This is a genomic window from Microlunatus panaciterrae (genome assembly GCF_016907535.1).
Taxonomy (GTDB): Bacteria; Actinomycetota; Actinomycetes; order Propionibacteriales; family Propionibacteriaceae; genus Microlunatus; species Microlunatus panaciterrae.
This window is the reverse complement of record NZ_JAFBCF010000001.1, coordinates 2,971,671-2,996,198: the sequence shown is the minus strand read 5'-3', so window position 1 is coordinate 2,996,198 and position 24,528 is coordinate 2,971,671. Positions and strand designations below refer to the sequence as shown.

General features: G+C 69.6%; 24 protein-coding genes. 8 read left to right on the top strand and 16 right to left on the bottom strand.

Annotated features, from left to right (window positions below; genetic code table 11):
• Window positions 1-9 precede the first annotated feature (9 nt).
• The 5 genes from JOE57_RS13710 to clpS form a co-directional block, all read right to left on the bottom strand.
• The gene (locus JOE57_RS13710; RefSeq protein ID WP_204918805.1) at window positions 10-960 is read right to left on the bottom strand and encodes a PLP-dependent cysteine synthase family protein; all 951 of its coding nucleotides are present in this window, start codon (window positions 958-960) and stop codon (window positions 10-12) included.
• 11 nt (window positions 961-971) lie between these two features.
• Window positions 972-1,244: a MoaD/ThiS family protein gene (locus JOE57_RS13705; protein ID WP_204918803.1), complete on the bottom strand. Its 273-nt coding sequence runs from the start codon at window positions 1,242-1,244 to the stop codon at window positions 972-974.
• Between the two features lie 69 nt (window positions 1,245-1,313).
• Complete coding sequence (locus tag JOE57_RS13700) at window positions 1,314-1,733, bottom strand: Mov34/MPN/PAD-1 family protein (RefSeq protein WP_204918801.1); 420 nt, start codon at window positions 1,731-1,733, stop codon at window positions 1,314-1,316.
• A gap of 62 nt (window positions 1,734-1,795) precedes the next feature.
• A complete protein-coding gene (locus tag JOE57_RS13695; RefSeq protein WP_204918800.1) occupies window positions 1,796-2,368 on the bottom strand; it encodes a DUF2017 family protein in 573 nt (190 codons plus the stop codon).
• Window positions 2,365-2,682 carry an ATP-dependent Clp protease adapter ClpS gene (gene clpS / locus JOE57_RS13690; RefSeq protein ID WP_420827680.1) on the bottom strand — a complete coding sequence of 106 codons (318 nt, stop codon included), beginning with the start codon at window positions 2,680-2,682 and terminating at the stop codon, window positions 2,365-2,367. The genes JOE57_RS13695 and clpS overlap by 4 nt, the downstream gene beginning before the upstream one ends.
• A gap of 137 nt (window positions 2,683-2,819) precedes the next feature.
• On the opposite strand from clpS, the gene JOE57_RS13685 reads away from it, so the two are divergent.
• The gene (locus JOE57_RS13685; RefSeq protein ID WP_338041403.1) at window positions 2,820-4,175 is read left to right on the top strand and encodes a nicotinate phosphoribosyltransferase; all 1,356 of its coding nucleotides are present in this window, start codon (window positions 2,820-2,822) and stop codon (window positions 4,173-4,175) included.
• Window positions 4,172-4,744, top strand: coding sequence for an isochorismatase family protein (locus JOE57_RS13680; protein WP_204918796.1), 573 nt, complete (start codon window positions 4,172-4,174; stop codon window positions 4,742-4,744). Before JOE57_RS13685 ends, JOE57_RS13680 begins: the two co-directional genes overlap by 4 nt.
• 31 nt (window positions 4,745-4,775) lie before the next feature.
• On the opposite strand, the gene JOE57_RS13675 is transcribed toward JOE57_RS13680, so the two are convergent.
• The 3 genes from JOE57_RS13675 to JOE57_RS13665 form a co-directional block, all read right to left on the bottom strand.
• Entirely contained in the window at window positions 4,776-5,969 is a 1,194-nt protein-coding gene (locus tag JOE57_RS13675) for a homogentisate 1,2-dioxygenase (protein WP_204918794.1), read from the bottom strand.
• A 9-nt stretch (window positions 5,970-5,978) separates the two neighbouring features.
• Complete coding sequence (locus JOE57_RS13670; RefSeq protein WP_204918792.1) at window positions 5,979-7,616, bottom strand: hypothetical protein; 1,638 nt, start codon at window positions 7,614-7,616, stop codon at window positions 5,979-5,981.
• 96 nt (window positions 7,617-7,712) lie between these two features.
• Window positions 7,713-8,102 (bottom strand): MmcQ/YjbR family DNA-binding protein, encoded by a 390-nt coding sequence (locus JOE57_RS13665; protein ID WP_338041312.1) that lies wholly within the window; start codon window positions 8,100-8,102, stop codon window positions 7,713-7,715.
• A 63-nt stretch (window positions 8,103-8,165) separates the two neighbouring features.
• Between JOE57_RS13665 and JOE57_RS13660 the strand changes: the two genes are divergently transcribed.
• Both JOE57_RS13660 and fahA read left to right on the top strand, forming a co-directional pair.
• Window positions 8,166-9,035 carry a hypothetical protein gene (locus tag JOE57_RS13660; protein ID WP_204918791.1) on the top strand — a complete coding sequence of 290 codons (870 nt, stop codon included), beginning with the start codon at window positions 8,166-8,168 and terminating at the stop codon, window positions 9,033-9,035.
• Window positions 9,035-10,240 carry a fumarylacetoacetase gene (gene fahA, locus JOE57_RS13655; RefSeq protein WP_204918789.1) on the top strand — a complete coding sequence of 402 codons (1,206 nt, stop codon included), beginning with the start codon at window positions 9,035-9,037 and terminating at the stop codon, window positions 10,238-10,240. Before JOE57_RS13660 ends, fahA begins: the two co-directional genes overlap by 1 nt.
• Here fahA and JOE57_RS13650 read toward each other — a convergent pair.
• Window positions 10,227-11,039, bottom strand: coding sequence for an RDD family protein (locus JOE57_RS13650; protein ID WP_204918787.1), 813 nt, complete (start codon window positions 11,037-11,039; stop codon window positions 10,227-10,229). The two genes, fahA and JOE57_RS13650, sit on opposite strands and share 14 nt — an antisense overlap.
• Before the next feature lie 70 nt (window positions 11,040-11,109).
• On the bottom strand, window positions 11,110-12,309 hold the full coding sequence (gene hppD, locus JOE57_RS13645) for a 4-hydroxyphenylpyruvate dioxygenase (RefSeq protein ID WP_204918785.1): 1,200 nt from the start codon (window positions 12,307-12,309) through the stop codon (window positions 11,110-11,112).
• A gap of 102 nt (window positions 12,310-12,411) precedes the next feature.
• Here hppD and JOE57_RS13640 point away from each other — a divergent pair, with 102 nt between their 5' ends.
• The gene (locus JOE57_RS13640; RefSeq protein ID WP_204918784.1) at window positions 12,412-12,888 is read left to right on the top strand and encodes an Lrp/AsnC family transcriptional regulator; all 477 of its coding nucleotides are present in this window, start codon (window positions 12,412-12,414) and stop codon (window positions 12,886-12,888) included.
• A gap of 58 nt (window positions 12,889-12,946) precedes the next feature.
• Here JOE57_RS13640 and JOE57_RS13635 read toward each other — a convergent pair whose 3' ends face one another.
• The 3 genes from JOE57_RS13635 to JOE57_RS13625 all read right to left on the bottom strand — a co-directional run bounded on the left by JOE57_RS13635 (window position 12,947) and on the right by JOE57_RS13625 (window position 17,638).
• Entirely contained in the window at window positions 12,947-14,341 is a 1,395-nt protein-coding gene (locus JOE57_RS13635; protein ID WP_204918782.1) for a pyridoxal phosphate-dependent decarboxylase family protein, read from the bottom strand.
• 77 nt (window positions 14,342-14,418) lie between these two features.
• Window positions 14,419-16,167, bottom strand: a complete 1,749-nt coding sequence (locus JOE57_RS13630; protein WP_420827679.1) for a DEAD/DEAH box helicase — start codon at window positions 16,165-16,167, stop codon at window positions 14,419-14,421.
• Between the two features lie 70 nt (window positions 16,168-16,237).
• Window positions 16,238-17,638: an MFS transporter gene (locus tag JOE57_RS13625; RefSeq protein WP_204918778.1), complete on the bottom strand. Its 1,401-nt coding sequence runs from the start codon at window positions 17,636-17,638 to the stop codon at window positions 16,238-16,240.
• A 96-nt stretch (window positions 17,639-17,734) separates the two neighbouring features.
• Between JOE57_RS13625 and JOE57_RS13620 the strand changes: the two genes are divergently transcribed.
• Window positions 17,735-18,001: a DUF3039 domain-containing protein gene (locus JOE57_RS13620; protein ID WP_204918776.1), complete on the top strand. Its 267-nt coding sequence runs from the start codon at window positions 17,735-17,737 to the stop codon at window positions 17,999-18,001.
• A 30-nt stretch (window positions 18,002-18,031) separates the two neighbouring features.
• Here the strand turns inward: JOE57_RS13620 and JOE57_RS13615 are convergent, their stop codons facing one another.
• Window positions 18,032-19,900 carry an ABC transporter ATP-binding protein gene (locus JOE57_RS13615; RefSeq protein WP_204918775.1) on the bottom strand — a complete coding sequence of 623 codons (1,869 nt, stop codon included), beginning with the start codon at window positions 19,898-19,900 and terminating at the stop codon, window positions 18,032-18,034.
• A gap of 109 nt (window positions 19,901-20,009) precedes the next feature.
• Between JOE57_RS13615 and JOE57_RS13610 the strand changes: the two genes are divergently transcribed.
• Window positions 20,010-20,441 carry a MarR family winged helix-turn-helix transcriptional regulator gene (locus JOE57_RS13610; RefSeq protein WP_275588348.1) on the top strand — a complete coding sequence of 144 codons (432 nt, stop codon included), beginning with the start codon at window positions 20,010-20,012 and terminating at the stop codon, window positions 20,439-20,441.
• An 85-nt stretch (window positions 20,442-20,526) separates the two neighbouring features.
• Complete coding sequence (locus JOE57_RS13605; RefSeq protein WP_204918771.1) at window positions 20,527-21,075, top strand: SixA phosphatase family protein; 549 nt, start codon at window positions 20,527-20,529, stop codon at window positions 21,073-21,075.
• Window positions 21,076-21,084: 9 nt separating this feature from the next.
• On the opposite strand, the gene JOE57_RS13600 is transcribed toward JOE57_RS13605, so the two are convergent.
• Entirely contained in the window at window positions 21,085-21,984 is a 900-nt protein-coding gene (locus JOE57_RS13600; RefSeq protein ID WP_204918769.1) for a transglutaminase family protein, read from the bottom strand.
• Entirely contained in the window at window positions 21,981-24,524 is a 2,544-nt protein-coding gene (locus JOE57_RS13595; RefSeq protein WP_204918767.1) for a circularly permuted type 2 ATP-grasp protein, read from the bottom strand. Before JOE57_RS13595 ends, JOE57_RS13600 begins: the two co-directional genes overlap by 4 nt.
• Window positions 24,525-24,528 lie beyond the last annotated feature (4 nt).

Here is a 24,528-nt window from a genome sequence, read left to right as displayed (position 1 = left end):
GTGCGACCCTCAGGCCCACACCTGCCCGTCCAGGAACTCCTCGGCCGTGTCGATGTCGGTGTCGTAGGCTCCCGTCGACAGGTACTTCCAGCCACCGTCCGCGATGATGATCACGATGTCGGCGGACTCGCCCGCCTTGACCGCCTTCGCGGCCTGGCCGAGAGCCGCGTGCACGATGGCGCCGGTGGACAGCCCGGCGAAGATCCCTTCACGCTCCAGCAGTTCGCGAACCCGGCGAACGGCGTCGCGGGAGCCCACCGAGAACCGCGAGCTGACGTAGGACGCGTCGTAGAGCTCGGGGACGAAACCCTCGTCGATGTTGCGCAGGCCATACACCAGCTCGCCGTAGCGTGGCTCGGCGGCGATGATCTTGACCTCGGGCTTGTGCTCGGCCATGAACCGCCCGATCCCCATCAGCGTGCCGGTGGTGCCCAGGCCTGCGACCACGTGGGTCACCTCCGGCAGGTCGGCAAGGATCTCCGGTCCGGTGGTCTCGTAGTGGGCGTCGGCATTGGCCCGGTTGCCGTACTGGTACAGCATCACCCAGTCGGGGTGCTCGGCGATCAGCTTCTTGGCGACCGTCACCGCCTCGTTGGAGCCGCCGGCTGCCGGCGACGAGACGATCTCGGCTCCCCACATGGCCAGGATCTGTTTCCGCTCAACCGAGGTGTTCTCCGGCATCACACAGATCAGCCGGTAGCCGGCCAGCTTGGCGGCCATCGCCAACGAGATTCCGGTGTTGCCGCTGGTTGGCTCCAGAATGGTGCAGCCGGGCCGCAGAGTGCCGTCCGCCTCGGCTGCGCGGATCATGCCGAGAGCCGCCCGGTCCTTGATGGAGCCGGTCGGGTTGCGGTCCTCGAGCTTGGCCCACAGGCGCACCTTCGCCGACGGCGAAAGGTTCGGCAGGCCGACCAGCGGGGTGTGACCGACCGAGTCGATCAAAGAGGCGAAGCGAGTCATAGAGGGGAGGTTCAGCCGCCGGCGACGGCGGGCAGCACGACCACGACGTCGCCGTCAGCGGTCGGAGAGCCCAGTCCGCCGGTGAACCGGACGTCCTCGTCGTTGACGTAGACATTGACGAAGCGCCGCAGGTTGTCGGACTCCACCAGCCGCTCACGGATACCGGGGTGACGGGTCTCCAGGTCGTCGATCACCTGATGCAGCGTGGAGCCCTGGCCCTTGACGGCCTTCTCTCCGCCGGTGAAGGTACGGAGGATGGTGGGGATCCTGACCTCGACAGCCATGGGTTCTCCTTAGTTCATTTTGCTTCGGTAAGAGTGGTCTCGCGAGTTGAAACGTCAATCGTGCCGGGCCTATTCCCGGATCTCGATCTCTTCCTCGGTCACCGCACCCTCGACGATGCGGTAGGACCGCACCTCCACCGGTCCCTCCTCGGCGCCTGCCGCGGCCGTGGACACCAGCACATAGTGCGCCTGCGGCTCGGAGGCATAGGAGATGTCGGTCCGGGACGGGTAGGCCTCGGTTGCGGTGTGCGAGTGATACACGACGACGATCTCCTCGTCCAGGTCGTCCAGCTGCTTGTACAGCGCGAACTGCTCCTGCGGGTCGAAACGGAAGAAGGTCGGTGACCGGTCGGCGTTGGCCATCTGGACGAACCGCTGCGGCTGGTCGGATCCGGCGGGGCCGGTGATGACGCCGCAGGCCTCGTCGGGATGGTCGGCCCGGGCATGCGCCACCATGGCGTCGACGTGGGCCTGTGAGATCCTCAGCACCTCCCGAACACTAGGGGTCGGCCCCCTCCGGGCCGACCCGCTCTCGCACTCTGAGACCGCGCTCACAGCGCGTTGATCATCGTCTCCTGGGCGAACCCCAACCAGTCGTAGACGCTCATCATGAAGGCCCGCGGATCATCCTCGGGCAGCTCGGCGAGCTCGTCGGCCGACTCGGCATCGGTGATGCCCAGCCGGGTGGCCACCGCCAGCCTGAGGTTCGTCAGGGTCCGCAACCATTCCTCGACCTCCTCGTGACGAATCTGCAGCTCTCGCGCGCCGTTCTCGGTCTCCTCCAGAGCCCGCAGCACCACCTGCGACTCGGCGATCTTCTTGGCCCGCAGGTCACGCTCGGTGTAGCGGCGGAAGTCCGAGGAGGCCTCCGGGTCATGCGGGTAGGCGTTCGGGAACAGTCGCTGCAGGACCGGGTCCTCCGGCATCTCGGGCTGGTCGGGGTCGCTCTGCAGGTCCTGGGCCCAGCGCGCGAACGGGTCGTCGGACTCCTCGACCTCGAGCGGTTCGGGCATCCCCTCCGACACCATGTCGACCAGCTGGCCGACCAGGGACCGCAGCAGGTCGACCTCATAGGAGGTGAGCTGCGTCGAGAGCAGTCCCCCGCGACGCCGGAACTTCTTCACGCGTCCGTCCTGTCCAAGGTGGCCCACAGGCCGTAGTCGTGCATGGCCGTCACGTCGCGTTCCATCTCCTCACGGCTGCCGCTGGAGACGACCGCCTTGCCCTCCTGATGCACCTGGAGCATCAGCTTGTGCGCCTTCGCCTTCGGGTAGTTGAAGTAGGACCTGAACACGTGCGTCACGTAGGACATCAGGTTGACCGGGTCGTCCCAGACGATGGTCACCCACGGCGTCTCGGCGTTCACGAGCTCGGCAGGCCGCTCGGCGATGGCGGTGCCACCGGCGGGGGTGACAGGTGGGCCATCAGGTTCGGACATGAGTCCCATTGTGGCAAAGACCCGGCCGGCGGGGAAAAGGTGAGCGGTGCGAATGCTGCCGGTGGGCTGATCGGAGCCCCGATTAGGCTGTGGCCGTGACCGATACCGTGACCACCGGTTCGTGGGGTCCCAGCGAGGTGCCGACGACGGCGCTGCTGACCGACCACTACGAGCTGACGATGCTGCGGGCAGCGCTCAAGGCCGGCACCGCCAGCAGACGGAGCGTGTTCGAGCTGTTCCCCCGACGACTGCCGCCCGGTCGCCGGTACGGGGTGGTGGCCGGTGTCGGTCGGGCGCTGCGAGCCCTGTCGCATTTTCGCTTCGACGACGAGTCCTGCCAGTTTCTTCGCGACCGCGCCATCGTCGACCAGGAGACGGCGGACTGGCTGGCCGACTACCGCTTCGGTGGCCAGATCTGGGGCTACCCGGAGGGTGAGATCTATTTCCCCGGCTCGCCGCTGGTCATCGTCGAGGGGAGCTTCGCCGAGGGTGTGCTGTTGGAGACGGTCCTGCTCAGCATCTACAACCACGACTCGGCGATCGCCTCCGCCGCCTCCAGGATGACGGCCATGGCCGGCGATCGGCCGTGCATCGAGATGGGCTCGCGACGCACCCAGGAGCTCGCCGCGGTGGCTGCCGCTCGGGCGGCCTACATCGCCGGGTTCAGCGCCACCTCCAACCTGGAGGCCGGACGTCGCTACCAGGTGCCCACCACCGGCACGGCGGCGCACTCCTTCACCCTGCTGCACAGCTCGGAGCGCGATGCCTTCGCGGCCCAGATCGACGCGCTGGGCGAGGACACCACGCTGCTCGTCGACACCTTCGACGTGTTCGAGGCCGTCCGCACCGGCGTCGAGCTGACCAACGGGCGGCTCGGCGCAGTCCGGCTGGACTCGGGCGACCTGGCACTGCTGGCCAAGCAGGTGCGTGAGCTGCTCGACTCGCTAGGCGCCACCAGGACCAGAATCATCGTCACCAGCGATCTGGACGAATGGAACATCGCCTCCCTGGCCGGTGCGCCCGTCGACGGGTACGGCGTCGGCACGGCCCTGGTGACCGGTTCCGGCCACCCGACATCAGGATTCGTCTACAAGCTGGTCGCCCGGGCCGAGAGCAGCGAACCGGACGCGCCGCTGGTGTCGGTGGCCAAGAAGAGCAGCCAGAAGATCTCCATCGGGGGCCGCAAGTTCGCCCTGCGGCGGCTGGACGCTGCTGGAGTGGCGCGGATGGAGCTGATCGGTGTCGGCGCTCCACCACCGGGTGATCACAACGACCGCCCGTTGCTGGTGCAGCTGGTCCGCGACGGCGAGATCGTCGGCAGCGAGACCCTCGAGGCGTCCCGGCAGCGGCACTTCAGGACCCGTGCCGAGCTGCCGATGGAGGCGCTGAAGATGTCCCGAGGCGAACCGGTGATCGAGACCCGGTTCCTCGAGCCGGGCGGAGTCGAGGCGGTCAACCCCTTCGCCGACTCCGAGGTCAAGGGGACGCCATGAACAGGGCGCTGATCGTGGTCGACGTCCAGCGTGACTTCTGCGAGGGTGGCTCGCTGGCGGTCGCCGGTGGCGCTGCCGTGGCAGCCGCCATCTCCGAGCTGCTGGAAGGTGACCACGGCTACCGGCACGTGCTGGCCACCCGTGACCATCACATCGACCCGGGCAGCCATTTCTCCGCGCACCCCGACTTCGTGGACTCGTGGCCACCACACTGCGTGGTCGGCACTCCGGGCGTGGAGCTCCATGATCAGCTCACCTTCCGGGGTTTCGAGGCCGTCTTCGACAAGGGTGAGTACACAGCCGCCTACTCCGGGTTCGAGGGCAGGGACGTCACCGGCGTCGGGCTGGCCGACTGGCTGTCGCAGCACGCCGTCGACGAGGTGGACGTCTGCGGGATCGCCACCGACTACTGTGTCCGGGCCACCGCTTTCGACGCGGCGGCCGCAGGCTTCCTGACCACTGTGCTCGCCTCGCTGACCGCGGCTGTTGACCCACAGCGGATCGATGAGACCTGGGCGGCGTTGCGATCCGAGGGCGTGCTGATCAAGGGCGAGCTGTCGACCGACTGAGTCAGCACCGACTGGATCAGCACCGACTGGATCAGATTAGGGCGCGGTTCCAGCTCATCGCGTAGACGCCGTCGTCACAGGCCGTGCCGCCCTCGCCGAGCTCCAGCGGGCGGAAGGTGTCCACCATGACGGCAAGCTCGTCGAAGAAGTGCCGGCCGAGCGAGGCCTCTGCCGCGCCCGGCTGCGGGCCGTGACTATGACCACCGGGATGCAGGGAGACGGACCCGAGCCCGATGCCCGATCCCTTGCGAGCCTCGTAGTCGCCGCCGCAGTAGAACATCACCTCGTCGGAGTCGACGTTGGAGTGGTAGTACGGCACCGGGATCGACAACGGGTGGTAGTCCACCTTGCGGGGGACGAAGTTGCAGACGACGAAGTTGCCTCCTTCGAACACCTGGTGCACCGGCGGCGGCTGGTGCACTCGACCGGTGATCGGCTCGAAGTCGTCCACGTTGAAGGTGTACGGATAGAGACAGCCATCCCAGCCGACCACGTCGAACGGGTGCGTCGAGGCGACGACGATCGAGCCGGCGATCCCTCCGGGCCCGTTGCCGCGGTGCTTGGTGTAGATCTCCACATCGCTGCCCTCGACCAGCAACGGCTCGGCCGGGGCGTGCAGATCCCTTTCACAGTAGGGACTGTGCTCAAGCAGCTGACCGAACCGGGACAGATAACGTCGCGGTGGAGCGATGTGTGAGTTGGCCTCGATGAGGTACGCCTTCACAGCGCCGTCCGGCAGCCAGCGGTGCACGGTGGCACGTGGGATGAGCACGTAGTCCCGGTCGCGGAACGGCAGCACCCCGAAGACGGTCTCCACCACACCGGTGCCGGCCTCGATGTAGACGCACTCGTCACCGAGCGCGTTGCGATAGTGCGGGGAGGGCTTGGAGCCTACAGCGTAGGAGATCCGCACGTCCGCGTTGCCGAGCACCAGCCGCCGACCCGTGACCAGGTCGATCGACCCGGGGTCGCTGGAGGCGAACAGCTCGGGCAGCCGGAGGTGAAGCGGCCGCAGCGGATGGTTGGTGGTGGTGCCGAGGTCAGGCAGCTCCCAGACTCGGAGGTCGCTCATCGCCGAGGGGATGCCGCGGTGGTAGAGCAACGACGAGTCGCTCGAGAAGCCCTCCTCGCCCATCAGCTCCTCCGCGTAGAGTGACCCGTCAGGCTGCCGGAACTGGGTGTGACGCTTCGGCGGTAGCTCCCCGACGCTGCGGTAGAAGGCCATGGCGCCAGCCTAGTCCCGGGTCGGCGGCGCGCCAGACCTCATCGGCGAAACCACGCGGCCCAGATCATGCGTGCCGTCGACGTCGACGAGGTACACGAAGCCGTGCCGTGACCGCCAGACGAACAGCCCGGCGGATGGTTGTCTGACTCGCCAGCTGCGTCGCGTCTTGGCGTTGTGGTGTCGCCTGCTCAGGGGCCCGAGCCGCAGTTCACTGGTCTGACCTGGCGGGCCGCCTCTAGACATCGGCAGGTAGGGCGTGCTGTGATCGCAGTCGACGTGTCGGCCGGTGCCTGCTGCGTACGGGAAGATGTCAGCCGGGTTGCGCAGTCGCACCCGCTCCCGCATCCACGCCGGAATCTCCCAGGCGTCGACGGCCTTGACGGACTCAAGGTCGATCACGGGCTGAACCCGCACCCGACAGCTCTGACCGAGAAACCTTCGGACCTGCTCAAGGGTGACCGGACCGACCCCCTCGAGCCGGGCGCAGCCGGCAACCTCGCCGGTCATCACCTCCTGCTGGAGATGGACATACAGCACCGCCTTCGGCAGCAGTCGATGCAGCGGAACGTCCGAGCGCACGACGGCGTCGACGGCGCGGGCGGCCTGCTCCGGGCGGGCGCGCCGGTCGGCCGCCGACCGGGCTGCCGCAGCAGCATCATCGTCGGGACGTTCCGGCGGCTCGGTCGGCCTGGGTTCCTCTGTGGCGGTCTGCCGCCAGGCCCAGATCTGTTCCGCCAGGCGCCGCGCCTGGGCCGGCCACGGGTCGGCACACGGCCACGGGTCATCTTGTGGTGGTTCGCCATCGGCCGTCGCGAAAGGTCGCTGCTCAGGGTGGCCATGATCATCAGCGCCGGCGGGAGGACACAGTGCAGGTCCAGGGACGCTTGACTCTGGATCGGATGCGGGGCTGTCAGCTGATCCGCCGCACTGCGAGGCCAATAACCGCAACGCGAGCGCAGGGTTGGCCAGGATGCCGATCGCCCTGGACCGACGCACGTCCTCAGAGTCCGGGTCTCCCCGGTCGCCCAGGATGGTGGCGATCCGGTCGACCATGGCGACGAACCAGATGACCTCACCGGCCTGCGCTCTGGCGTACAGCGTCTTCAGTCCGTGATCGCTGGATCGCCCGGTCCGCACGAAACGCTCCGCCTCCGCCGCCTTCGCCCGCGCCTCCGCCTGTCTGGGGTCGGCCTCGATGATCTTGGCCGCGAGCAGATGCTGGAACCGCGTCCAGTTCAGTGCGGTCAGGTAACGGTGCACGGCTGTGTCGACGTATTCGGCGCCTGCTCGGTCCAGCTGCCTGGTCTGCTTGGCGATCTCCCGCGCCTTCCATGCCCGCACCTCGCCCTTGCGTACCCTCAGCCACACCCTCGGCAACCGGTGCTCGAGGTCCAGGGCGTCAGCGATCATGTTCTGGGCAGCCATCAGCCCGGCCTGCATCAGCGTGCCGAACTCCAGTGCCGCATCCTGCTCCACCGCTGGCGCCGCCTCGGGGTCCGTCGAGTGGGCAGCCGGGAACGTGTGACCCCACAACGCTGCCAGCTCGAGCATCGCCGCCTCGGCGTCGACGAGGGCCCGATGCGTCCGCGAGACCAGGGCCGCAAGAGACCCCGCGTCCAGTCGCTCCACCCCGGTGTGCTCGAGCATGCTCTGACCCTAACCGTGGGCACTGACAGAAACGGCGGCTCAGCGCAGCCTCCGCGGCGACCCGGCACGGGTCATCACGCTGATGGCCAACGCCGTTCAGGCCTGGTCCAGCAGGAGCAGCAGCTTCTTCGGCGCCACCGCCCGGAAGGCATCTGTCACGATCGCGTCCAGCTCCTGCTGGTCGCAGTCGAGCAGGTGCACGCCGAGCCAGCCCCGGTGGCCGACATAGGGCGGGTAGAAGAACCGGTCCGGCTCGGTCTCGATCATCTCGGCCTGCACCCCCTCGGGTGCGGCGCACCAGATCGCGAGCCGGCCGTCGTCGTGGTGGTTGTCCAGGAACATCGCGATGCACTTCTTGCCGTTGAGGAAGAAGGCCGGCCCGCCGTGGCTGGGCCGCTCGCTGATCTCCGGGAGTCGCAGGCAGGCTCGCCGAACCCGGTCCAGGGCGGCTTCGGCATCGGTCCGGCTGTACGACAGCTGACTCACCAAAGCAATTCTGCCCGCTCCCGGACGGCCGCACCAGCCCCGGCGACACGTTAGCCTGCAGGTGTGAGCTCGACCCCCGTCTCCCTGTTCCGGCGGTTGATCGATGACGCGGCGATGTTTCCGCCCGGCAACGCATCGGCGCCGATCGCGGTCGAGTCGCACCTGCGCTGCCGGAGCTCCTGGTTCGCCGACCTGATCGGTCCGCTGGTGGTGCCGGACCAGCGCCTGGCCGAGGTCGGACGTGCCGTCGCGGCAACCGACCGGTCGGTACAGGTCAGCGTGGTGAACTCTGCCGGAGCCGGCGGACTGATCGGCCTGGCGGCACGGAACGTTGCGGGCGTCGAGGTGGTCGCAGTCGAGACCGCCCTGCGCGACCTCGATGATCTTGCCGGGGCCGCTGCGCGGGTGGTCGCCGCTGCCACCGAGCTGGACGAGTCGGTCCGGGTCTTCGTCGAGCTGCCGTTCGCCCGCGGCTGGGAGCGTGCCGCGGAGACGGTCGAAGCGGCAGGGTTGGCTGCCAAGATCAGGACCGGTGGGATGGATCCCGAACTGTTCCCCACTGCCGACCAGCTGGCCGAACAGCTCAGTACGCTGATCGAGATTGATCTTCCCTTCAAGGCGACCGCTGGACTGCACCACGCCTGGCCGAACGAGAGCCGGAACGCGGCCGGCGAAACCCTGCCGCAGCACGGTCTCGCTTCACTGATGATCGCCATCCACGCACTGATCGAGGGTGCCGACGTTTCGGCGGCGGCCGGCGCGCTGCGGATTACCGACCATGATCAGCTGTCGTCGGTGATCAATGGCTGGACCGAAGCGGACGCCGCCCGGCTCCGGAGACGCTTCCACAGCTTCGGCTGCTGTGGGGTCGGGGACCCGGTCGCTGATCTCGTCCAACTCGGGCTGCTGACCGGGCCGGAGGAGACGGGCTGATGAGCTGGTTCAGCGTCGCACCAGGCGCTCCCTTCGGCACGGAGGAGCTCCCCTACGGGATCTTCTCGCTCGCTGGCGGCGATCCCCGGATCGGCGTCGCCATCGGCGACCAGGTGATCGACCTGGCAGTCGTCGCCGAAGCGGCCGACCGCTCCTCGGGCCACTTCCGGCAGCCGTCGCTGAATGCGTTCCTCGCCGCCGGACCGGAGGAATGGGGCCGGACCCGGGAGCTGCTGCAGTGGCTGCTCAGCGACGAGTCCGGACCGGACGCCCTGCAGCCGCATCTGCACCCGATGGCGGAGGTCAGGCTGCACCTGCCCTTCCAGGTCGCCGACTACGTCGACTTCTATGCCAGCGAACAGCACGCCACCAATGTCGGCCGCATCTTCCGACCCGACGGCGCCGCGCTGACCCCCAACTGGAAGCACATGCCGATCGGCTACCACGGCCGGTCGGGCACTGTCGTGGTGACCGGCACCGATGTCGTCCGACCGCACGGTCAGCGCAAGGCGCCCGAAGACGACGCACCTACCTTCGGTCCCAGCACCAAGCTCGACTTCGAGGCCGAACTCGGCTTCGTCGTCGGCACGCCCTCCACGCTGGGTGAACCGGTGCCGGTCGAGGACTTCCATGATCATGTCTTCGGCGTGGTGATCTTGAACGACTGGTCTGCGCGCGACCTGCAGGCCTGGGAGTACGTTCCGCTGGGACCCTTTCTCGGCAAGAGCTTCGCCACCTCAGTCTCGGCCTGGGTGCTGCCGCTGGCCGCGCTCGGGTACGCGGAGGTGGAGCTGCCCGACCAGGACCCGGAGCTGCTGCCCTACCTTGAGGGTCGCAGCCACGGCTACGACATCACCGTCGAGGTCGAGCTGAACGGTCAGGTCATCAGCCGCTGCCCGGCTGCGGGGCTGTACTACTCACCGGCGCAGATGTTGGCTCACCTCACCGTGAACGGCGCCAGCCTGCGGACCGGCGACCTGTACGGCTCGGGCACTATCTCCGGGCCCGCCCCCGGGCAGTGCGGCAGCCTGCTCGAGCTGACCTGGAACGGCGGCCGACCGCTGCAGCTTCCCGATGGCGGCCACACCTTCCTCAGCGACGGTGACCTGGTGGTGATGCGGGCGTCCGCGCCGGGACAGCACGGTCGGATCCGGCTCGGCGAGGTCGCCGGCCGGATCGTCGCAGGGACCGTCAGCGGATCTTGACCACCTGGGTCTTGGCCGCCAAATCATGGAGCGCCTGACGCTTCGGCTGCCAGAGCGGGAAGAGCACATCGAGCAGCTGAACCAGCAGCAGCACACCGCTGATCCCGGGCAACACCCAGACGGCGGTCCGCGCCAGCACCGCCGACCAGGCCAACCGGTCTCCCCGACGCCCCTGGTCGACCGGCACGATCCGCAGCCCGCAGACCAGCTTGCCGGGAGTGGCGCTCTTGAACCTCCAGAACAGCGCGTAGTAGCAGAACCCCACCACAACGGTGATCATGGTCAGCAGCAGCTGGTCGCCGGTGCTGATCAGGTCGGTGCCGAACGGGACCGGCGGCGGCGGCTGGCCGGCCTCGGCGGCTCGGAACGACTCGCGGAAGATCCGTGCCATGGTGACGAACAGCTTCTGGTAGATCGGGATGCTGGGGATCGAGGCGAGCGCCGAGACGATGAACGAGTCGACCACCACAGCCAGCACCCGCCACCACCAGCCCGCCAGCGGGACACCGTCCGCGGTCTGCACCGCCTGCGTACCGGCCACTCCGACCCCCGGCGGCCGGTAGGGGCCGGGCTGGGCCGAGGGGTGCTGGGTCAATGTGTGCTGGGTCGATGCGTGCTGGGTCGATGGGTATTGGGGGAAGGGCCCGGGTGATCGCTGACCCTGCCGGGTGTTGCGTGACCACTGCCAGCCGTCCCAGTACCGCTCCTGGCTGGGGTCGACCGGGTCCGGGTACCAGCCGCTGGGCGCGGCGTGGCGCCCGGGGGGTACCGGGGGCGAACCGACAGGAATATCGCTCACAGGTCGTCCTTCTCGGGGGTGGCCCACCATGGTCTCACCCTCGAGGATGCCAGTGGCACCAAGCCCGGGGTCAGAGGTTGCCGCGCCGCTCCTGCTCGCGCTCGATCGCCTCGAACAGCGCCTTGAAGTTCCCCTTGCCGAAGCCGAGCGAGCCGTGCCGCTCGATCAGCTCGAAGAAGACCGTCGGCCGGTCGCCGATCGGCTTGGTGAAGACCTGCAGCAGATAGCCGTCCTCGTCCCGGTCCACCAGGATGCCGCGTGCGTGCAGCTCGTCGATGGGCACCCGCACCTCGCCGATCCTGGCCCGCAGCTGCGGGTCGTTGTAGTAGGAGTCTGGCGTGTCCAGGAACTCCACCCCCTCGGCCCGCATGGCATCCACCGTCGCCAGGATGTCGTTGGTCGCCAGTGCCAGGTGCTGGGCCCCAGGGCCGCCGTAGAACTCCAGGAACTCGTCGATCTGGCTCTTCCGCCTGGCGACCGCCGGCTCGTTCAACGGGAACTTGACGCGGTGATTCCCGTTGGCCACGACCTTGCTCATCAATGCGGAGTAGTCGGTGGCGATGTCGTCACCGATGAACTCGGCCAGGTTCGTGAAGCCCATCACCCTGTTGTAGAAAGCCACCCAGTCGTCCATCCGGCCGAGCTCGACGTTGCCGACGACATGGTCAAGGGCCTGGAACAGCCTCCGGGGAGCAGCTGTGCGCCTGCGGTAGGTCGAGCTCCGCTCGACGTAGCCGGGCAGGTAGATGCCGTCGTAGCGGGACCGGTCCACCAGGGTGTGCACGGTGTCGCCGTACGCCTGCAGTGTGGCCAGCCGAACCGTGCCGTGCTCGTCGGTGAGGTCGTGTGCCTCGGCCACGATCGTGGCCCCTTGCGCGCGTGCCTGGCGGATGCACCGATCCACGTCCGGCACCTCGAGGCTGATGTCGACGACGCCATCCCCGTGCCGGCGATGGTGGTCCAGTAACGGACTGTCGGGCGCCACCCCGCCCAGCACCACGAACCGGCAGGCACCGCTGGTCAGCACATACGCCTTGTGGTCACGCTGACCGGTCTCCGGCCCGGCGTAGGCAACCAGGTCCATGCCGAACACGGACTGGTAGAACAGCGCGGTCTGGGTCGCGTTCCCCACCACCCAGACGACCGCATCCCAGCCCGTGACCGGGAACGGGTCAGCCGAGGCGTCGTACTCGACCAGTCCCACCAGCTGCTGCAGCTGGCCGAGGTCGAGCCGAGCGAGCTTCTCTTCTCCTGTCAGCACGTCAGTCATGGCTCCATGGTCACTTCCGTCGACAACCTGCGCAATGGCAGTGATATCGGTCCTACACTGTGCCCAGTGTCAGGCCGATTCACCCCACAAACAGGAGCCAGCATGTCCAGTCCGCCCATCGACGAGCTGGACCGCAGGATCCTCGGGTTGTTCAGTGTCGAGCCGCATGTGGGCGTACTGGAGGCGAGCCGGCGGCTGGGGGTCGCGCGCGGCACCGTCCAGGCGCGGCTGGACCGGTTGGAGCGCAACCACATCGTCACCGGCTGGGCTCCGGCCATCTCCCCCGCCGCGCTCGGCTATGCCGTCACCGCTTTCGTCACCCTGGAGATCGTCCAGCATGTCGGCCGAAACCGGGTCACCGAACATCTGCGGTCCATCCCGGAGCTGCTGGAGTGCTGGACCGTCACCGGCAGCGGCGACCTGTGGTGCCGGATCGTGGCCCACTCGAACGCGGACCTGCAGCGGGTCATCGACCTGATGGTCACCGACCCCGACATCGTCCGCGCCTCGACCCTGATCGGTCTGGCCGAACTGATCCCGTTCCGGACGGAGCCGCTCGTCCAGCAGGCGCCTCAGTAGGCCAGAACGCCCCCGATGGAGATGATCGGGTTGGCCGCCCCCGGTCTGTAGGCCTGGCTCAGCTCACCGGCGCCGCCGACCGGACCTCGGCGACAACGCGGCGTACCGCCTCCAGGGTGCGGTCCACGTCCTCGTCGGTGGTCCGCCAGTTCGACACCGAGATGCGCAGGATCGCCCGGCCCTGCCAGACCGACGGGGTCATCCAGGCGGTGCCCTCGGCGAGCAGCCGGCGGGCCACCTCACGGGTCACCTCGTCGGCGCCGAAGGACACGCATACCTGGGTGAACACCACGTCGTTGACCACCCGGGCGCCGTCGATCTCCGCCAGCAGAGCGGCGAACCTCTGGGCGTGGCCGCAGAAACGTTCGACCAGCTCGGCCACACCGTTCCGGCCGAGGGACCGCAGCGCCGCCCAGACCGCGAACCCGCGCGCCCGCCGGGAGAACTCCGGCACACTCGCCATCGGGTCGGGGCGTTCGTCCTGGATCAGGTACGCCGCATGCACCCCCATCGCGTCGTACAGCGCCTCGGCGTCGGCGACCACGGCAATGCCGCTGTCATAGGGGACGTTGAGGGTCTTGTGGGCATCGGTAGCCCAGGAGTCGGCCCGCTCCAGGCCGTGGACCAGGCCACGCATCCGGGGCGAAGCGGCCGCCCAGAGCCCGAAGGCGCCGTCGACGTGCACCCAGGCGCCGTGCCGGTGGGCCGTCTCGATCGCCGCCTCGAGCGGGTCGAAGGCGCCGCTGTTGACGTTGCCGGCCTGCAGCGCCACGATCAGCGGACCCGGGCCGAGACGATCCAAGTGCTCCGACAGCGCCTCCGGCCGCAGCCGGCCCTGTCCGTCGGCCGGCACCACCACACTGCGCCCCTGGCCCAGGCCGAGATAGCGCAGCGCGGCGTCGATCGTGTCGTGCCGTTCCTCGCCTACCACGACCCGCACCGGTGGAGCCCCGACCAGTCCGTCCCGGTCGACGTCCCAGCCCACCCGGCGCAGGACCTCGTGCCGCGCGGACGCCAGGCCGGTGAAGTTGGCCATCATCGCGCCGGTGACGAAACCGACGCCGGCAGTGGCCGGCAGGCGCAGGAGATCGAGCAGCCAACCGGCCGCCACCCGTTCGGCTCCGGCGGCAGCCGGGGAGGAGGCCAGCAGGCCGGCGTTCTGGTCCCAGGCCGAGGTCAGCCAGTCCGCCCCCAGCGCAGCCGGCAGGGTGCCGCCGATGACCCAGCCGAAGAAACGGCCGGACGGCATCGCCACCAGACCGGGCTCGGCTGCGGCGATCAGCTCCTCGATCACCTGCAGACCGTCCTCACCGTCCTCGGGCAGCGGCCCGCCCAGAGCGGTGGCGACCTGGTCGACATCGCTGCGCGCGGCCACCGGTCGGTCGTGCAGGCCCGCCAGGAAACCTGCGGCCTCGCCGAGCACGTGCTCAAGGATCTGCCGCTCGTCGCTCATCCGCGCTCCTCGTCACCGCCGGTGGCCCGTTCTCCTCTACCGCTGTCTTACACCTTGGCCGTCGGCGGCGCTGGCGCTCAGCCGCGTTGGGAGACCGCCCACTCGCGGATCAGGTCGATCCGCTGCTGGAGCTCGACGGCGCTGGCAGCCGCCGTCGGTGGACCGCCGCAGGCACTCCGCAGCTCGGCATGGATGACACCGTGTGGCTGGTCGGTGCGGTGGTGCCAGGCCCCCACCAGTCCGTTGAGCTCCTTGCGCAACGCCCGGAGCTCGGTGTGGGTGCTCCGTTCGGCCTGCTCGGGCCGCGGGCCGCGGGCCACCTGCTGCGCCTGGTGCCGGCGCAGCAGATCCTTGACCTGGTCCGGCTCGAGCAGGCCGGGGATGCCGAGGTAGTCCATCTCGTCGTCACTGCCGGCGCGCGCCGAGAGCCCGAACTCGCCGCCGTCGAAGACCACCCGGTCGAAGTCGGCCTCACTGGCCAGCGCCGCGAACTCCCCCTTCTCCGGGTCGGCGTCGGCCTCGGTCTCGAGCCGCTCGGCGGCGAGCAGCAGGTCCTCCTCGGTCGGCTCGCTGCCGGGTCGCCTGAGGGCATGGTCGCGTTCCACCTCCATCTCGGAGGCGAAGGCGAGCAGATTGGCGACGCTCGGCACGAACACCGAGGCAGTCTCCCCCCTGCTCCGGGCCCGGACGAACCGGCCGACCGCCTGAGCGAAGAACAGCGGCGTCGCCGTCGAGGTGGCGTACACCCCGACCGCCAGCCGGGGCACGTCGACACCCTCCGAGACCATCCGGACGGCCACCATCCAGCGCTCGTCCCCGTCGGCGAAGGCGGAGATCTTCCTGGACGCCTGCGCCTCGTCGCTCAGCACCACCGCCGGCTTCTTGCCGGTGACCGACCGCAGGATGTCTGCGTAGGCCCTGGCCGTGGTCTGGTCGGTCGCAATCACCAGGCCACCGGCGTCCGGGACGTGTTGGCGCACCTCGGTCAACCGGGTGTCGGCCGCCCGGAGGACGGCCGGCATCCAGGAGCCCTGCGGGTCCAGTGCCGTCCTCAGCGCCTGGCTGGCCAGGTCTTTGGTGAGCGGCTCACCGAGCCTGGCGGCGACCTCGGTGCCGGCGCTGGTCCGCCAGTGCAGGTCCCCCGAGTAGGCCATGAAGAGCACCGGCCGGACGATGCCGTCGGCCAGTGCCTCGCCGTAGCCGTACGAATAGTCGGCCCGCGACCGCAGTGCCCCCGCGCCGTCCGGCTCGTAGCGGACGAACGGGATCGGGTTGGAGTCGGAACGGAACGGGGTACCGGTCAACATCAGCCGGCGGGTGGCCGGCTCGAAGGCCTCGCGGACCGCGTCGCCCCAGCTGAGCGCGTCGCCCGCGTGGTGCACCTCGTCGAGTATCACCAGCGTCTTGAAGCCCTCGGTACGGATCCGCAGCGCCAGCGGGTTCATCGCCACCCCGGCATAGGTGAGGGCGATGCCGACGAAATCCCGGCTGGTCCTGCCCTGCTTGACCCCGAAGCTGGGGTCGATCGCGATGTTGATCTTGCTCGCTGCCTCGGCCCACTGTGTCTTCAGGTGCTCGGTGGGCGCGACGATGATGATCCGGTCGATCTGCCGACGGCTGAGCAGGTTGGCGGCCAGGGTCAGGGCGAAGGAGGTCTTGCCGGCGCCTGGCGTAGCAACCGCCAGGAAGTCCTGCGGGTTGGTGTCGAAATACCGCTGCAGTGCCGCCTCCTGCCAGGCCCGGAGCTGCTTCGCAGTCCCCCAGGCGGCCCGATCCGGGAACGCCGGCGGCAGGCCGGTGGTCGTGATCTCAGGCTGGGCACTCACTGGCCCGAGTCTAGAGCAGCGGGGCCTCCGGTCCGAACGACCCATGCCCTCCCACCGGGACCGGGACCGGTCAGCGGGCCAGCTCGTTGGCGACTCGACCGATCCGCAGTGACATCGCGATGCCGACCAGGGCGACGGCGGCCATCGCGGTCAGCACCACACCGAAGGTCAGCGGCAGGTTCCCGCCCGGGTGCAGGGCGGCGAAGATGGACCCGCTGATGCCGACGAACAGTCCCGCGCCGAGGGCCTCACCGAACTGCAGCGACGATGCACTGCGGCCCTGCTCGCTCACCGCCGACAGGCTCATGGTGGCCAGCGAGGTGCTGGCGATCGACATGCCCATGCCGAACCCACCGAGGATCCAGCCGACTCCGACCATCCCCACCCACACTGCCGGCCAGAAGGCGGCCGAGGCGGCGCACAGCAGACCGAGCAGGATGCAGGCCGAGCCCAGGGTGATGATCCGGTCGCGCCGCAGGGCCAGCGTCGGCCGGCTCTGGATCCAGGACCCGGTCGTCCAGCCGACGGCACCGATGGTCAGCACGGCGCCGGCCAGCACCAGCGCCAGTCCCCGCTGCTCCACCAGCATCAGCGGAATGAAGGCCTCGGCGCCGAAGAACGCGCCGGCCAACAGGCCGCGGACAGCGATCACGGCCGGCAGGCCGGTGTGGAACCGGAGGAAACCGGGCGGCATCAGTCGGGGCAGGCTCACCAGCAGAGCCGCTGCTCCGGCGAGGGCGACCAGGATCGAGAGAGGTTGCAGCCGCTGTCCGGCGAGCTGGATCAGCGCTGCACCGACCGCCGCCAGACCCGCCGCCCAGAGCGGTGCGGGCCGGGCGGTTGAGGGCTCGACCGGTTCGCGCAGCTCCGTCCGGGCCATCCGGACCAGGGTGGGAATGACCATCGCCGCGGCGAAGGCCAGCAGCGGCAGCACGCCGAAGAACACCCACGGCCAGCCGAACCGATGCGTCAGCCAGGCCGCCACCGGCGGTCCGACGAAGGAGGGCAGCACCCAGGCGGTGGAGATGTAGGAGAACATCCTTGGTCGCTGCCGCTCCTCGAACCCGCGGGCGATGCAGACATAGATGGAGACGCCCAAGATGCCACCGGCCAGGCCCTGGATGAACCGACCGGCGATCAGCTGCCACATCTGCTGTGCGCTTCCCGCCACCACCAGGCCGACCGCGAAGACCAGCAGGCCGGCGATCATCGGCCGCGATGGCCCGACCCGGTCCGCCACCCGGCCGGCCGCGATGGTGGCGAACAGCTGGCCGATCAGGAACAACGAGAAGGCCCAGGCGTAGACGCCGATGCCGTGCAACGCTGCGGCCGCCACCGGCATCGCGGTGGCCACAGCGATGGCCTCGAACGCGATGGCCACGATCGAGGCGCAGAGACCGATGGTGAGCGTCCGCCGCGAGACCGGGGGGGCTGCGTCCGCCGAGTCGAGATCGCGGGAGGTGCTGGTCACCGGGCCAAGTCCACCACCCCATTCCGCACCGGCGGCAACCGGGTTCCTGGTCCGACCCAGGGACCGGTGCGGGTGGTCCGCATTAGACTGGCGGCCGTGAGCCAGCAACAGCGCAGTCCCGGAGCAGAGACGATCGTCGACGAGCGGACCGACTACCGCCTGGACGAAGGCGATCACGAGCGGTTCTCGCACTACGTACCGAAGGACAAACTCACCGAGGCCATGGTGATGGGGACCCCGGTGGTCGCCCTCTGCGGCAAGGTGTGGGTGCCCAGCCGCGACCCACAGCGGTTCCCGGTCTGCCCTGACTGCAAGGACATCTGGGAGAGCCTGAACGATGACAAGCCCGGCGACGACGGCTAGAAAAGCCAGGCCCACAGCCCGCTCGCGGGGCTAGCTCACGGCAGTGAGCTCCGGCTCGCGGACGTGCTCTGCGCGGAGCAGCCGCCCGTAGCTGCCGCCGGCCACCGCCAGGCCGGCGTGGTCGCCCAGCTCAACGATCCGCCCCGACTCCAGGACCGCGATCTGGTCGGCGTCGCGCACGGTCGACAGCCGATGGGCGATGGTGAGTGTCGTGCGGCCACGGCTCAGCGTCTCCAGTGCCTGCTGGACGGCGGCCTCAGTGCTGTTGTCCAGCGCACTGGTCGCCTCGTCCAGAACGAGCACCCGAGGGTCCCGCAGCAGGGTCCGGGCGATCGCCAACCGCTGCTTCTCACCCCCGGAGAACCGGTAGCCGCGAGCACCGACCACCGTCTCGTAGCGGTCGGGAAGAGCCATGATCACGTCGTGGATCTGAGCCGCTCGACACGCCTCGACCAGCTCGTCGTCGGTGGCCTCAGGCCTGGCGTAGCGGAGGTTGTCAGCGATGCTGGCGTGCAGCAGATAGGTCTCCTGGGAGACCACACCGACCACCCGGGCCAGGGTCTGCAGCGGAAGAAGGCGCAGGTCGACGCCGTCGATGCTGACCACACCACTGGTCGGATCGTGCAGCCGGGCCACCAGCGCAGCCAGCGTGCTCTTGCCGGAGCCGGTGAGCCCCACCAGCGCCAGATGGGTGCCGGCCGGCACCTCCAGGGTGATCCCGTTCAGGGCATCCCGGTCGGCGCCGCGGTAGCGAAAGCCCACCTCGGTGAAGCGGAGGTGACCGCTGAGGCCTTCCGGATCCACCTCGGCCGGCACGCTCGGGTCGTCGATCTCCACCGGCAGGTCGAGGTACTCGAAGATCCGGCTGAACAGCGCCATCGAGCCGGTCACCTGGACGCCGACGTTGAGGACCCCCATCAGCGGACGGAACAGACCGGCCTGAAGTGCCGTGAAGGCCACCAGAGTGCCGATGGACATCCCACCGGAAGTCGCGGGGTGGCCGCCGAAGAGGTAGATCAGTGCCGGAATGGCGGCGAAGACGATGCTCGTGGTGGCCATCCGCCAGCGACCGGCCAGCTGGGCGGCGACCTCGAGCGAGAGCAGTCCCGCCGACGAGGTGGTGAAGCGCTTCGTCAGCGCCGGGCCGGCGCCGAGGGTCTTTCCGAGCAGCACACCGCTGACGGACAGGGACTCCTCCACCTGCGCGTGCAGGCCGGCCACGGCCCGCTGCCTCCTGGCGGTGACGTCACGCCGCATCGTTCCCACCTTCCGGGTCAGCCAGATCGCCGGCGGCAGCACGACCAAGGACAGCAATGAGAGCCGCCAGCTGAGGGCCGCCATCGCCACGGCCGTGCCGACTGCCGCCGTGACGTTGGAGGCGGACGAGGTGGCTGCGGTGGTGACGACGTTCTGCATCCCGGCGATGTCGTTGATCAGCCGCGACTGCACCTCGCCGCCCCGGGTGCGGGTGAAGAAGTCCAACGACTGGCGTTGCAGGTGTCCGAAGACCCGGCTGCGCAGGGTGTGCATGACCCGCTGTCCGATCGTGGTGGACAACCAGGTCTGCAGCACCCCGAGAACGGCTCCGACCACGGTGACCGCAAGCATGCCGCCGACCAGCAGGGCGAGCAGGGCGCCGTCGCGCTGCGGGATCGCCTCGTCGATGATCCGGCGGGTGAGGAAGGGAATAGCCAGTCCCACCGCCGAGGTGGCGGCGATCAGCGCCATCACCAGGCCGAGCTGCAGTCGGTACGGCGCGAACAGCGCGGCGACCCGGCGGAGGCTGACCGGGTGGGAGTCGAGCTGGGCCAGATCTCGGGGATCTGGACGTTGGCCGCCGCCACGACCGCCGCGGCCGGACAGGTCGGCGTCAGGATTTCGGGTGTCAGGGCTGCTCATGCGCACCACCTCGGTCTTTCATCTCGTCAGCAACTCATGTTGGTGAGGCTACCTCATTATGTGGTAGCCCGACAAACTCTGGATGCGGGTCCACCTCTACGCTGGGGCCATGGCGGCACCATCGGACCATGCGAGCGAACTGATCATGCGGGCTGCCCGCACGCTTCGGCACCGGTTCGCGGTGTCGCTGGAGCCCTGGGAGCTGTCCCCGCACCAGTCCCGGGCGCTACGGGTGGTGGCCGGCCGGGACGACCTCCCCGCCACCGAGCCGCTGCGGGTGTCCGCGTTGGCTGAGGCGTTGCACATCGCGCCGCGGTCGGCGACCGAGGTGGTCGATGCCCTCGAGGCCAAGGGGCTGCTCGAACGGTTACCGGATGAGAGCGACCGGCGGGCCACCTGTCTTCGGCTCACCGAGGCTGGCCGCACAGTGGCCCGCGAGGTCGAAGAGATGCGCGCCGCCCAGGCTGAGACGTTCCTGTCCGCCCTCCGTCCGGACGAGCGGGCGACCCTGGCTGAGCTGCTGCGCCGGCTGCTGGACTGAGCCTTCCTCCGGGCGGCGGGGTCACCACCGGGCGTCAAGCGGCGCTCGTAACCTTCCGTCAACCCGGCAGCCGTAGGCTCGCCGCATGAGTGACTCCGCCGCCTCGAAGACGATCATGCTGCTGCGGCACGCCAAGTCCGCCTGGGGCCTGGACGTTGACGACCACGAACGGCCGCTGTCGGGCCGCGGACGCCGTGACAGCCTTGCCGTCGGCGCCTTCCTGGCCGACCACGACATCCGGCCCGACCTGGTCGTCTGTTCGACGGCGACCCGGGCGCAGCAGACCTGGCGCCGGGCCGTCAAGGGCGGTGCTCCGACGTGCGAGGTCAGTTATGACGACTCCATCTACGAGGCCTGGGTGCCGGAGCTGATGGCCGTACTCCGGGGTCTCTCGGAGCAGGTGTCCACGGTGTTGCTGGTCGGCCACGCGCCGGGCATCCCGGATCTGGTGGACAAGATCGGCAACCGGGACGGGCGGCCGGACCTGTGGCGGGCCTTGGACGACAAGTTCCCGACCAGCGGGTTGGCCACGCTGCGGTACGACGGCAGCTGGGCCGGTCTCAGCGCCGGCTCGGCGACCCTGGTCGGTTTCGACGTGCCGCGTGGGGCCGCCAAGAAGAGGGCGAAGAAGTAGCCGTCGCCGCTAACGGCCGGCAGAGTCGGCGCGGGGCACCGGTGCCATGTCGACGCTGACCGTCATGTTCGACTCCTTCGCCTTGGTGAAGATCACGCCCTTCACCGGCGGTACGTCGCCGTAGTCCCGACCGAACGCGACGGTGGCGTGGGCCTCGTCGGTCAGCCGGTCGTTGGTCGGGTCCAGGTAGAGCCACCCGGCACCGGGCACCCAGCAGCCGGCCCAGGCATGGCTGGCGTCGGCTCCGACGAGCCGCGGCTGTCCCGGCGGCGGCCGGGTGGCCAGATAACCGCTGACGTACCGGCCCGCCAGTCCCTGGCTGCGCAGACAGGCGACCAGGAAGTGGGCGAAGTCCTGGCAGACTCCGCTGCGGCTGCGCAACAGGTCGGTGACGCGGGAGGTGACCGAGCTCGAGCCCGACTGGTAGTCGAAGTCGGCGTGAATCCGGTGCATCAGTTCGGTGGCCGCCTCACCCAGCGGCCGGCCGGCCGGGAACGAACGGCGAGCGTAGTCGTGCACCTCGTCGGGCAGGTCGACCAGCGGCGTGGCGAAGGTGTAGTCCACCGCCTGCCAGGCATCGGGCAGCTCCAGCCGCTGATCCGGCCGGGCCCGTTCCCAGGCGATGGACAGTCGGTCGGGCGGCAGCTGCTGGGGCGAGATCTGCACCTCGCTGACCGCGGTGACCTCCAGCACGGTGTGCGGCTCGATGACGTGGAAGTAGGTCTTGTCGTTGCCGAAGACGTCACAGTGCCGGAAGACATCGGCGGCAGCGGGCTCGATCCGCACGTCGTGGCTGCGGCACTGCTGCCAGGGCAGGTCCCGCGGACGGAGATGGAACAGCCCGTAGGAACCACTGACCGGTCCGTCGTAGCTGTAGCGGGTGGTGTGCCGGATCCGGTAGTCGGTCATGGTGTCGGCTCCACCCGCACAGTGAGCCGGGAGTCGGTCAGCAGCGGACGCCAGAGCGGCTGTGGCTGTGGCGGTTGGGTCAGGTACTCCTCGGCAATGGCCTCGGCGAGCCGCCGGAGCTGCTCCTGGAGCTCACCCAGGAAGGAGGCCAGCTGGTCGTATCCGCCGGCGTCGCCCGCCGCCACCAACTCCGTCGGCGAGGCCCCCGCCAGTCGCTCGGCGAGGTCGGACACCAGCCGCACCGGCCGGGACGTGCCGCTCGAGCCGGGCAGCGAACGGAGGTCAGCCGCCACCCGGTCGACCTGGTAGGCGACCGCTCGCGGGTTGTGCCGGTCCAGCACCAGCAGCTCCAGCATCGGGGCCACCCGGGTCTGGCCGCGGTAGCGGCGGCGATAGGTGACGATGCTCTCGGCCGCGGAGAGGGCTGCCTCGATGACCATCCGCTCGGCGCTGTCGGCATGCGGTCGGCAGACGGTCGAGCGCAGCAGGGCCAGCACCTGAAGACCGCGCTCGATGCCGCGGCCACTGTCCAGCAGATACCAGCCCGGATCGCGCACCATGTTCTCGCTGGTGATGCCGGTCAGGGCCAGCAAGCCCGACAGCAACCGCTCACTGGTGTCATAGAGTTGCGGGCCCTGGTCGTACGGCGCGACGGTCAGCGCGGCCAGCGCCCGGTCGACCCCGGCCAGCACCATCCAGACATCCTGCGACAGCTGGTCGCGGACACCCTGGGCGGCGTTGGTCAGCGCAGCAACGGACTGCGCCACCGTGCCGGTCCGACGCCGGTCGAGGACCATCGAACGCAGCTCGGTCAGCCACGCGTCGGTCTGCTCGGTGTAGCCGGGATAGGCGGCGCTGACATGGGTGACGGCCCTGAGCAGGGCATCCAGGGGCTGGCCGGTGGTTCGATCGCCGTCGGTCTCGACCGCGACCTGTCTGGTCGCCAGGATCAGCCGCAGCAGGTCCTCCGCCCGCTCGGCATAGCGGCCGAACCAGAACAGGTCGCTGAGCACGCGCGGCACCATCGCCGCAGGTGCCTCGGCGACGTGCAGCTGAGCGCGTTCCGGCAGCCCGCTCGGCGCACTCGGTGCGGGGCGTCGGCCACCCACCACCCAGACGTCCCTTGCGGTCCATGACCCCTCCGTGGCGCCGTCCGCCCCGCCGGAGTCGTCGAGGGTGCGCTCACGGCTGGTCGCCATCCCACCCGGCATGGCGGCGTAGGAGGCGCCGCGACGGACGGCGAAGCTGCGCAGCACGACGCTCCGCGGCTCCAGGCGGTCGTCGTCGGCGCTCGGGGGCGGCGACAGGCTGAGCTGCCGCTGACCGACGAACGCGTACGGCGTGGCCTCGATCCTGTCGGCCAGCCTCTCCCGCTCGGCCCTGGTCAGCGACGCGCCGATGACGCTCCTGCCGTCGGCCCGGGAGATGGGGCGGATCACCAGGGAGTCCAGGCTGGCCAGCACATGGCTGCGTGCCGTCCGGTCGCCGCACCAGAAGGTCTCCACCGACGGCAGCCGCAGCGGCTCGCCCAGCAGCCGTTGGCAGATCTCGGGCAGGAACGGCAGCAAGGCCGGGTTCTCCACCACCCCGGCGCCCAGTCCGTTGGCCAACGTGACACTGCCCTGCCGGACGCACTCCAGCAGACCCGGTACGCCGAGCTGGGAGTTGGGCCGCAGCTCGAGCGGGTCGGACCAGGCGGCGTCGACCCGGCGCAGGATCACATCCACCCTTTCCAGCTTGCCGAGCCCGCGCATCCAGACCTTGCCGTCACGGACCGTCAGGTCGTTGCCCTCCAGCAGCGGGAAGCCCAGCAGGGACGCCAGGAAGGCCTGGTCGAAGGCGGTTTCGGAGTGGGTCCCGGGACTGAGTACGACCACCCGCGGATCCTCGACCTGGCCTGCGGCGGCATCGGCCAGGGCGGCGCGCATGGACTGGAAGAACGGGGTCAGCCGGTGCAGGTGCGCGCGACCGTACAGCTCGGGGAGCGCCCTGGAGATGACCCGACGGTTCTCCATCGCGTAACCGGCGCCGGACGGCGCCTGGGTACGGTCCCCCAGTACTCGCCACTCCCCACCCGCGTCCCGGCCCAGATCGGCGGCCGCCAGGATGAGCTGGGGTCCGAGGTGGTCGATGCCCACCGAGGAGCGGAGGTACTCCCGGTGACCGAACACCACCGCCGGCGGCAGCAGACCGTCGGCGATCAGCCGGCGCTCACCGTACAGGTCGGCCAGGACCGCGTTCAGCAGCTCGGCCCGCTGGACCAGGCCCACCTCGAGGGTGGCCCACTCCCATTCGTCCAACACCAGCGGCACCGGGTCCAGCCGCCAGGCGGTGGGTTCGGTCAGCGGCGGCTCCGCGGCCGACGCCCCGGTCGCCGCCACCGTCAGTGGCGGGCTCGGGGTGTAGCTGACCCCGTCGTCCTCCAACAGCCGGGCCACCTCGCGCCGCACCCGCCCCAGGTCCTCAGCGCCGAGGTCCCGGATCCCCTCGAGCAGGTCCTGCCAGCCGGCCCCGGGGGACCCGTCGGCGAGCAGATTCATCGAC

Bases quoted from the DNA above. Each gene is read 5' to 3' on its own strand.
- JOE57_RS13710 (WP_204918805.1), bottom strand. From the start codon at position 960: ATGACTCGCTTCGCCTCTTTGATCGACTCGGTCGGTCACACCCCGCTG.
- JOE57_RS13705 (WP_204918803.1), bottom strand. From the start codon at position 1,244: ATGGCTGTCGAGGTCAGGATCCCCACCATCCTCCGTACCTTCACCGGC.
- clpS (WP_420827680.1), bottom strand. From the start codon at position 2,682: ATGTCCGAACCTGATGGCCCACCTGTCACCCCCGCCGGTGGCACCGCC.
- JOE57_RS13680 (WP_204918796.1), top strand. From the start codon at position 4,172: ATGAACAGGGCGCTGATCGTGGTCGACGTCCAGCGTGACTTCTGCGAG.
- JOE57_RS13675 (WP_204918794.1), bottom strand. From the start codon at position 5,969: ATGGCCTTCTACCGCAGCGTCGGGGAGCTACCGCCGAAGCGTCACACC.
- JOE57_RS13670 (WP_204918792.1), bottom strand. From the start codon at position 7,616: ATGCTCGAGCACACCGGGGTGGAGCGACTGGACGCGGGGTCTCTTGCG.
- fahA (WP_204918789.1), top strand. From the start codon at position 9,035: ATGAGCTGGTTCAGCGTCGCACCAGGCGCTCCCTTCGGCACGGAGGAG.
- hppD (WP_204918785.1), bottom strand. From the start codon at position 12,309: ATGACTGACGTGCTGACAGGAGAAGAGAAGCTCGCTCGGCTCGACCTC.
- JOE57_RS13640 (WP_204918784.1), top strand. From the start codon at position 12,412: ATGTCCAGTCCGCCCATCGACGAGCTGGACCGCAGGATCCTCGGGTTG.
- JOE57_RS13635 (WP_204918782.1), bottom strand. From the start codon at position 14,341: ATGAGCGACGAGCGGCAGATCCTTGAGCACGTGCTCGGCGAGGCCGCA.
- JOE57_RS13615 (WP_204918775.1), bottom strand. From the start codon at position 19,900: ATGAGCAGCCCTGACACCCGAAATCCTGACGCCGACCTGTCCGGCCGC.
- JOE57_RS13610 (WP_275588348.1), top strand. From the start codon at position 20,010: ATGGCGGCACCATCGGACCATGCGAGCGAACTGATCATGCGGGCTGCC.
- JOE57_RS13605 (WP_204918771.1), top strand. From the start codon at position 20,527: ATGAGTGACTCCGCCGCCTCGAAGACGATCATGCTGCTGCGGCACGCC.
- JOE57_RS13600 (WP_204918769.1), bottom strand. From the start codon at position 21,984: ATGACCGACTACCGGATCCGGCACACCACCCGCTACAGCTACGACGGA.
- JOE57_RS13595 (WP_204918767.1), bottom strand. From the start codon at position 24,524: ATGAATCTGCTCGCCGACGGGTCCCCCGGGGCCGGCTGGCAGGACCTG.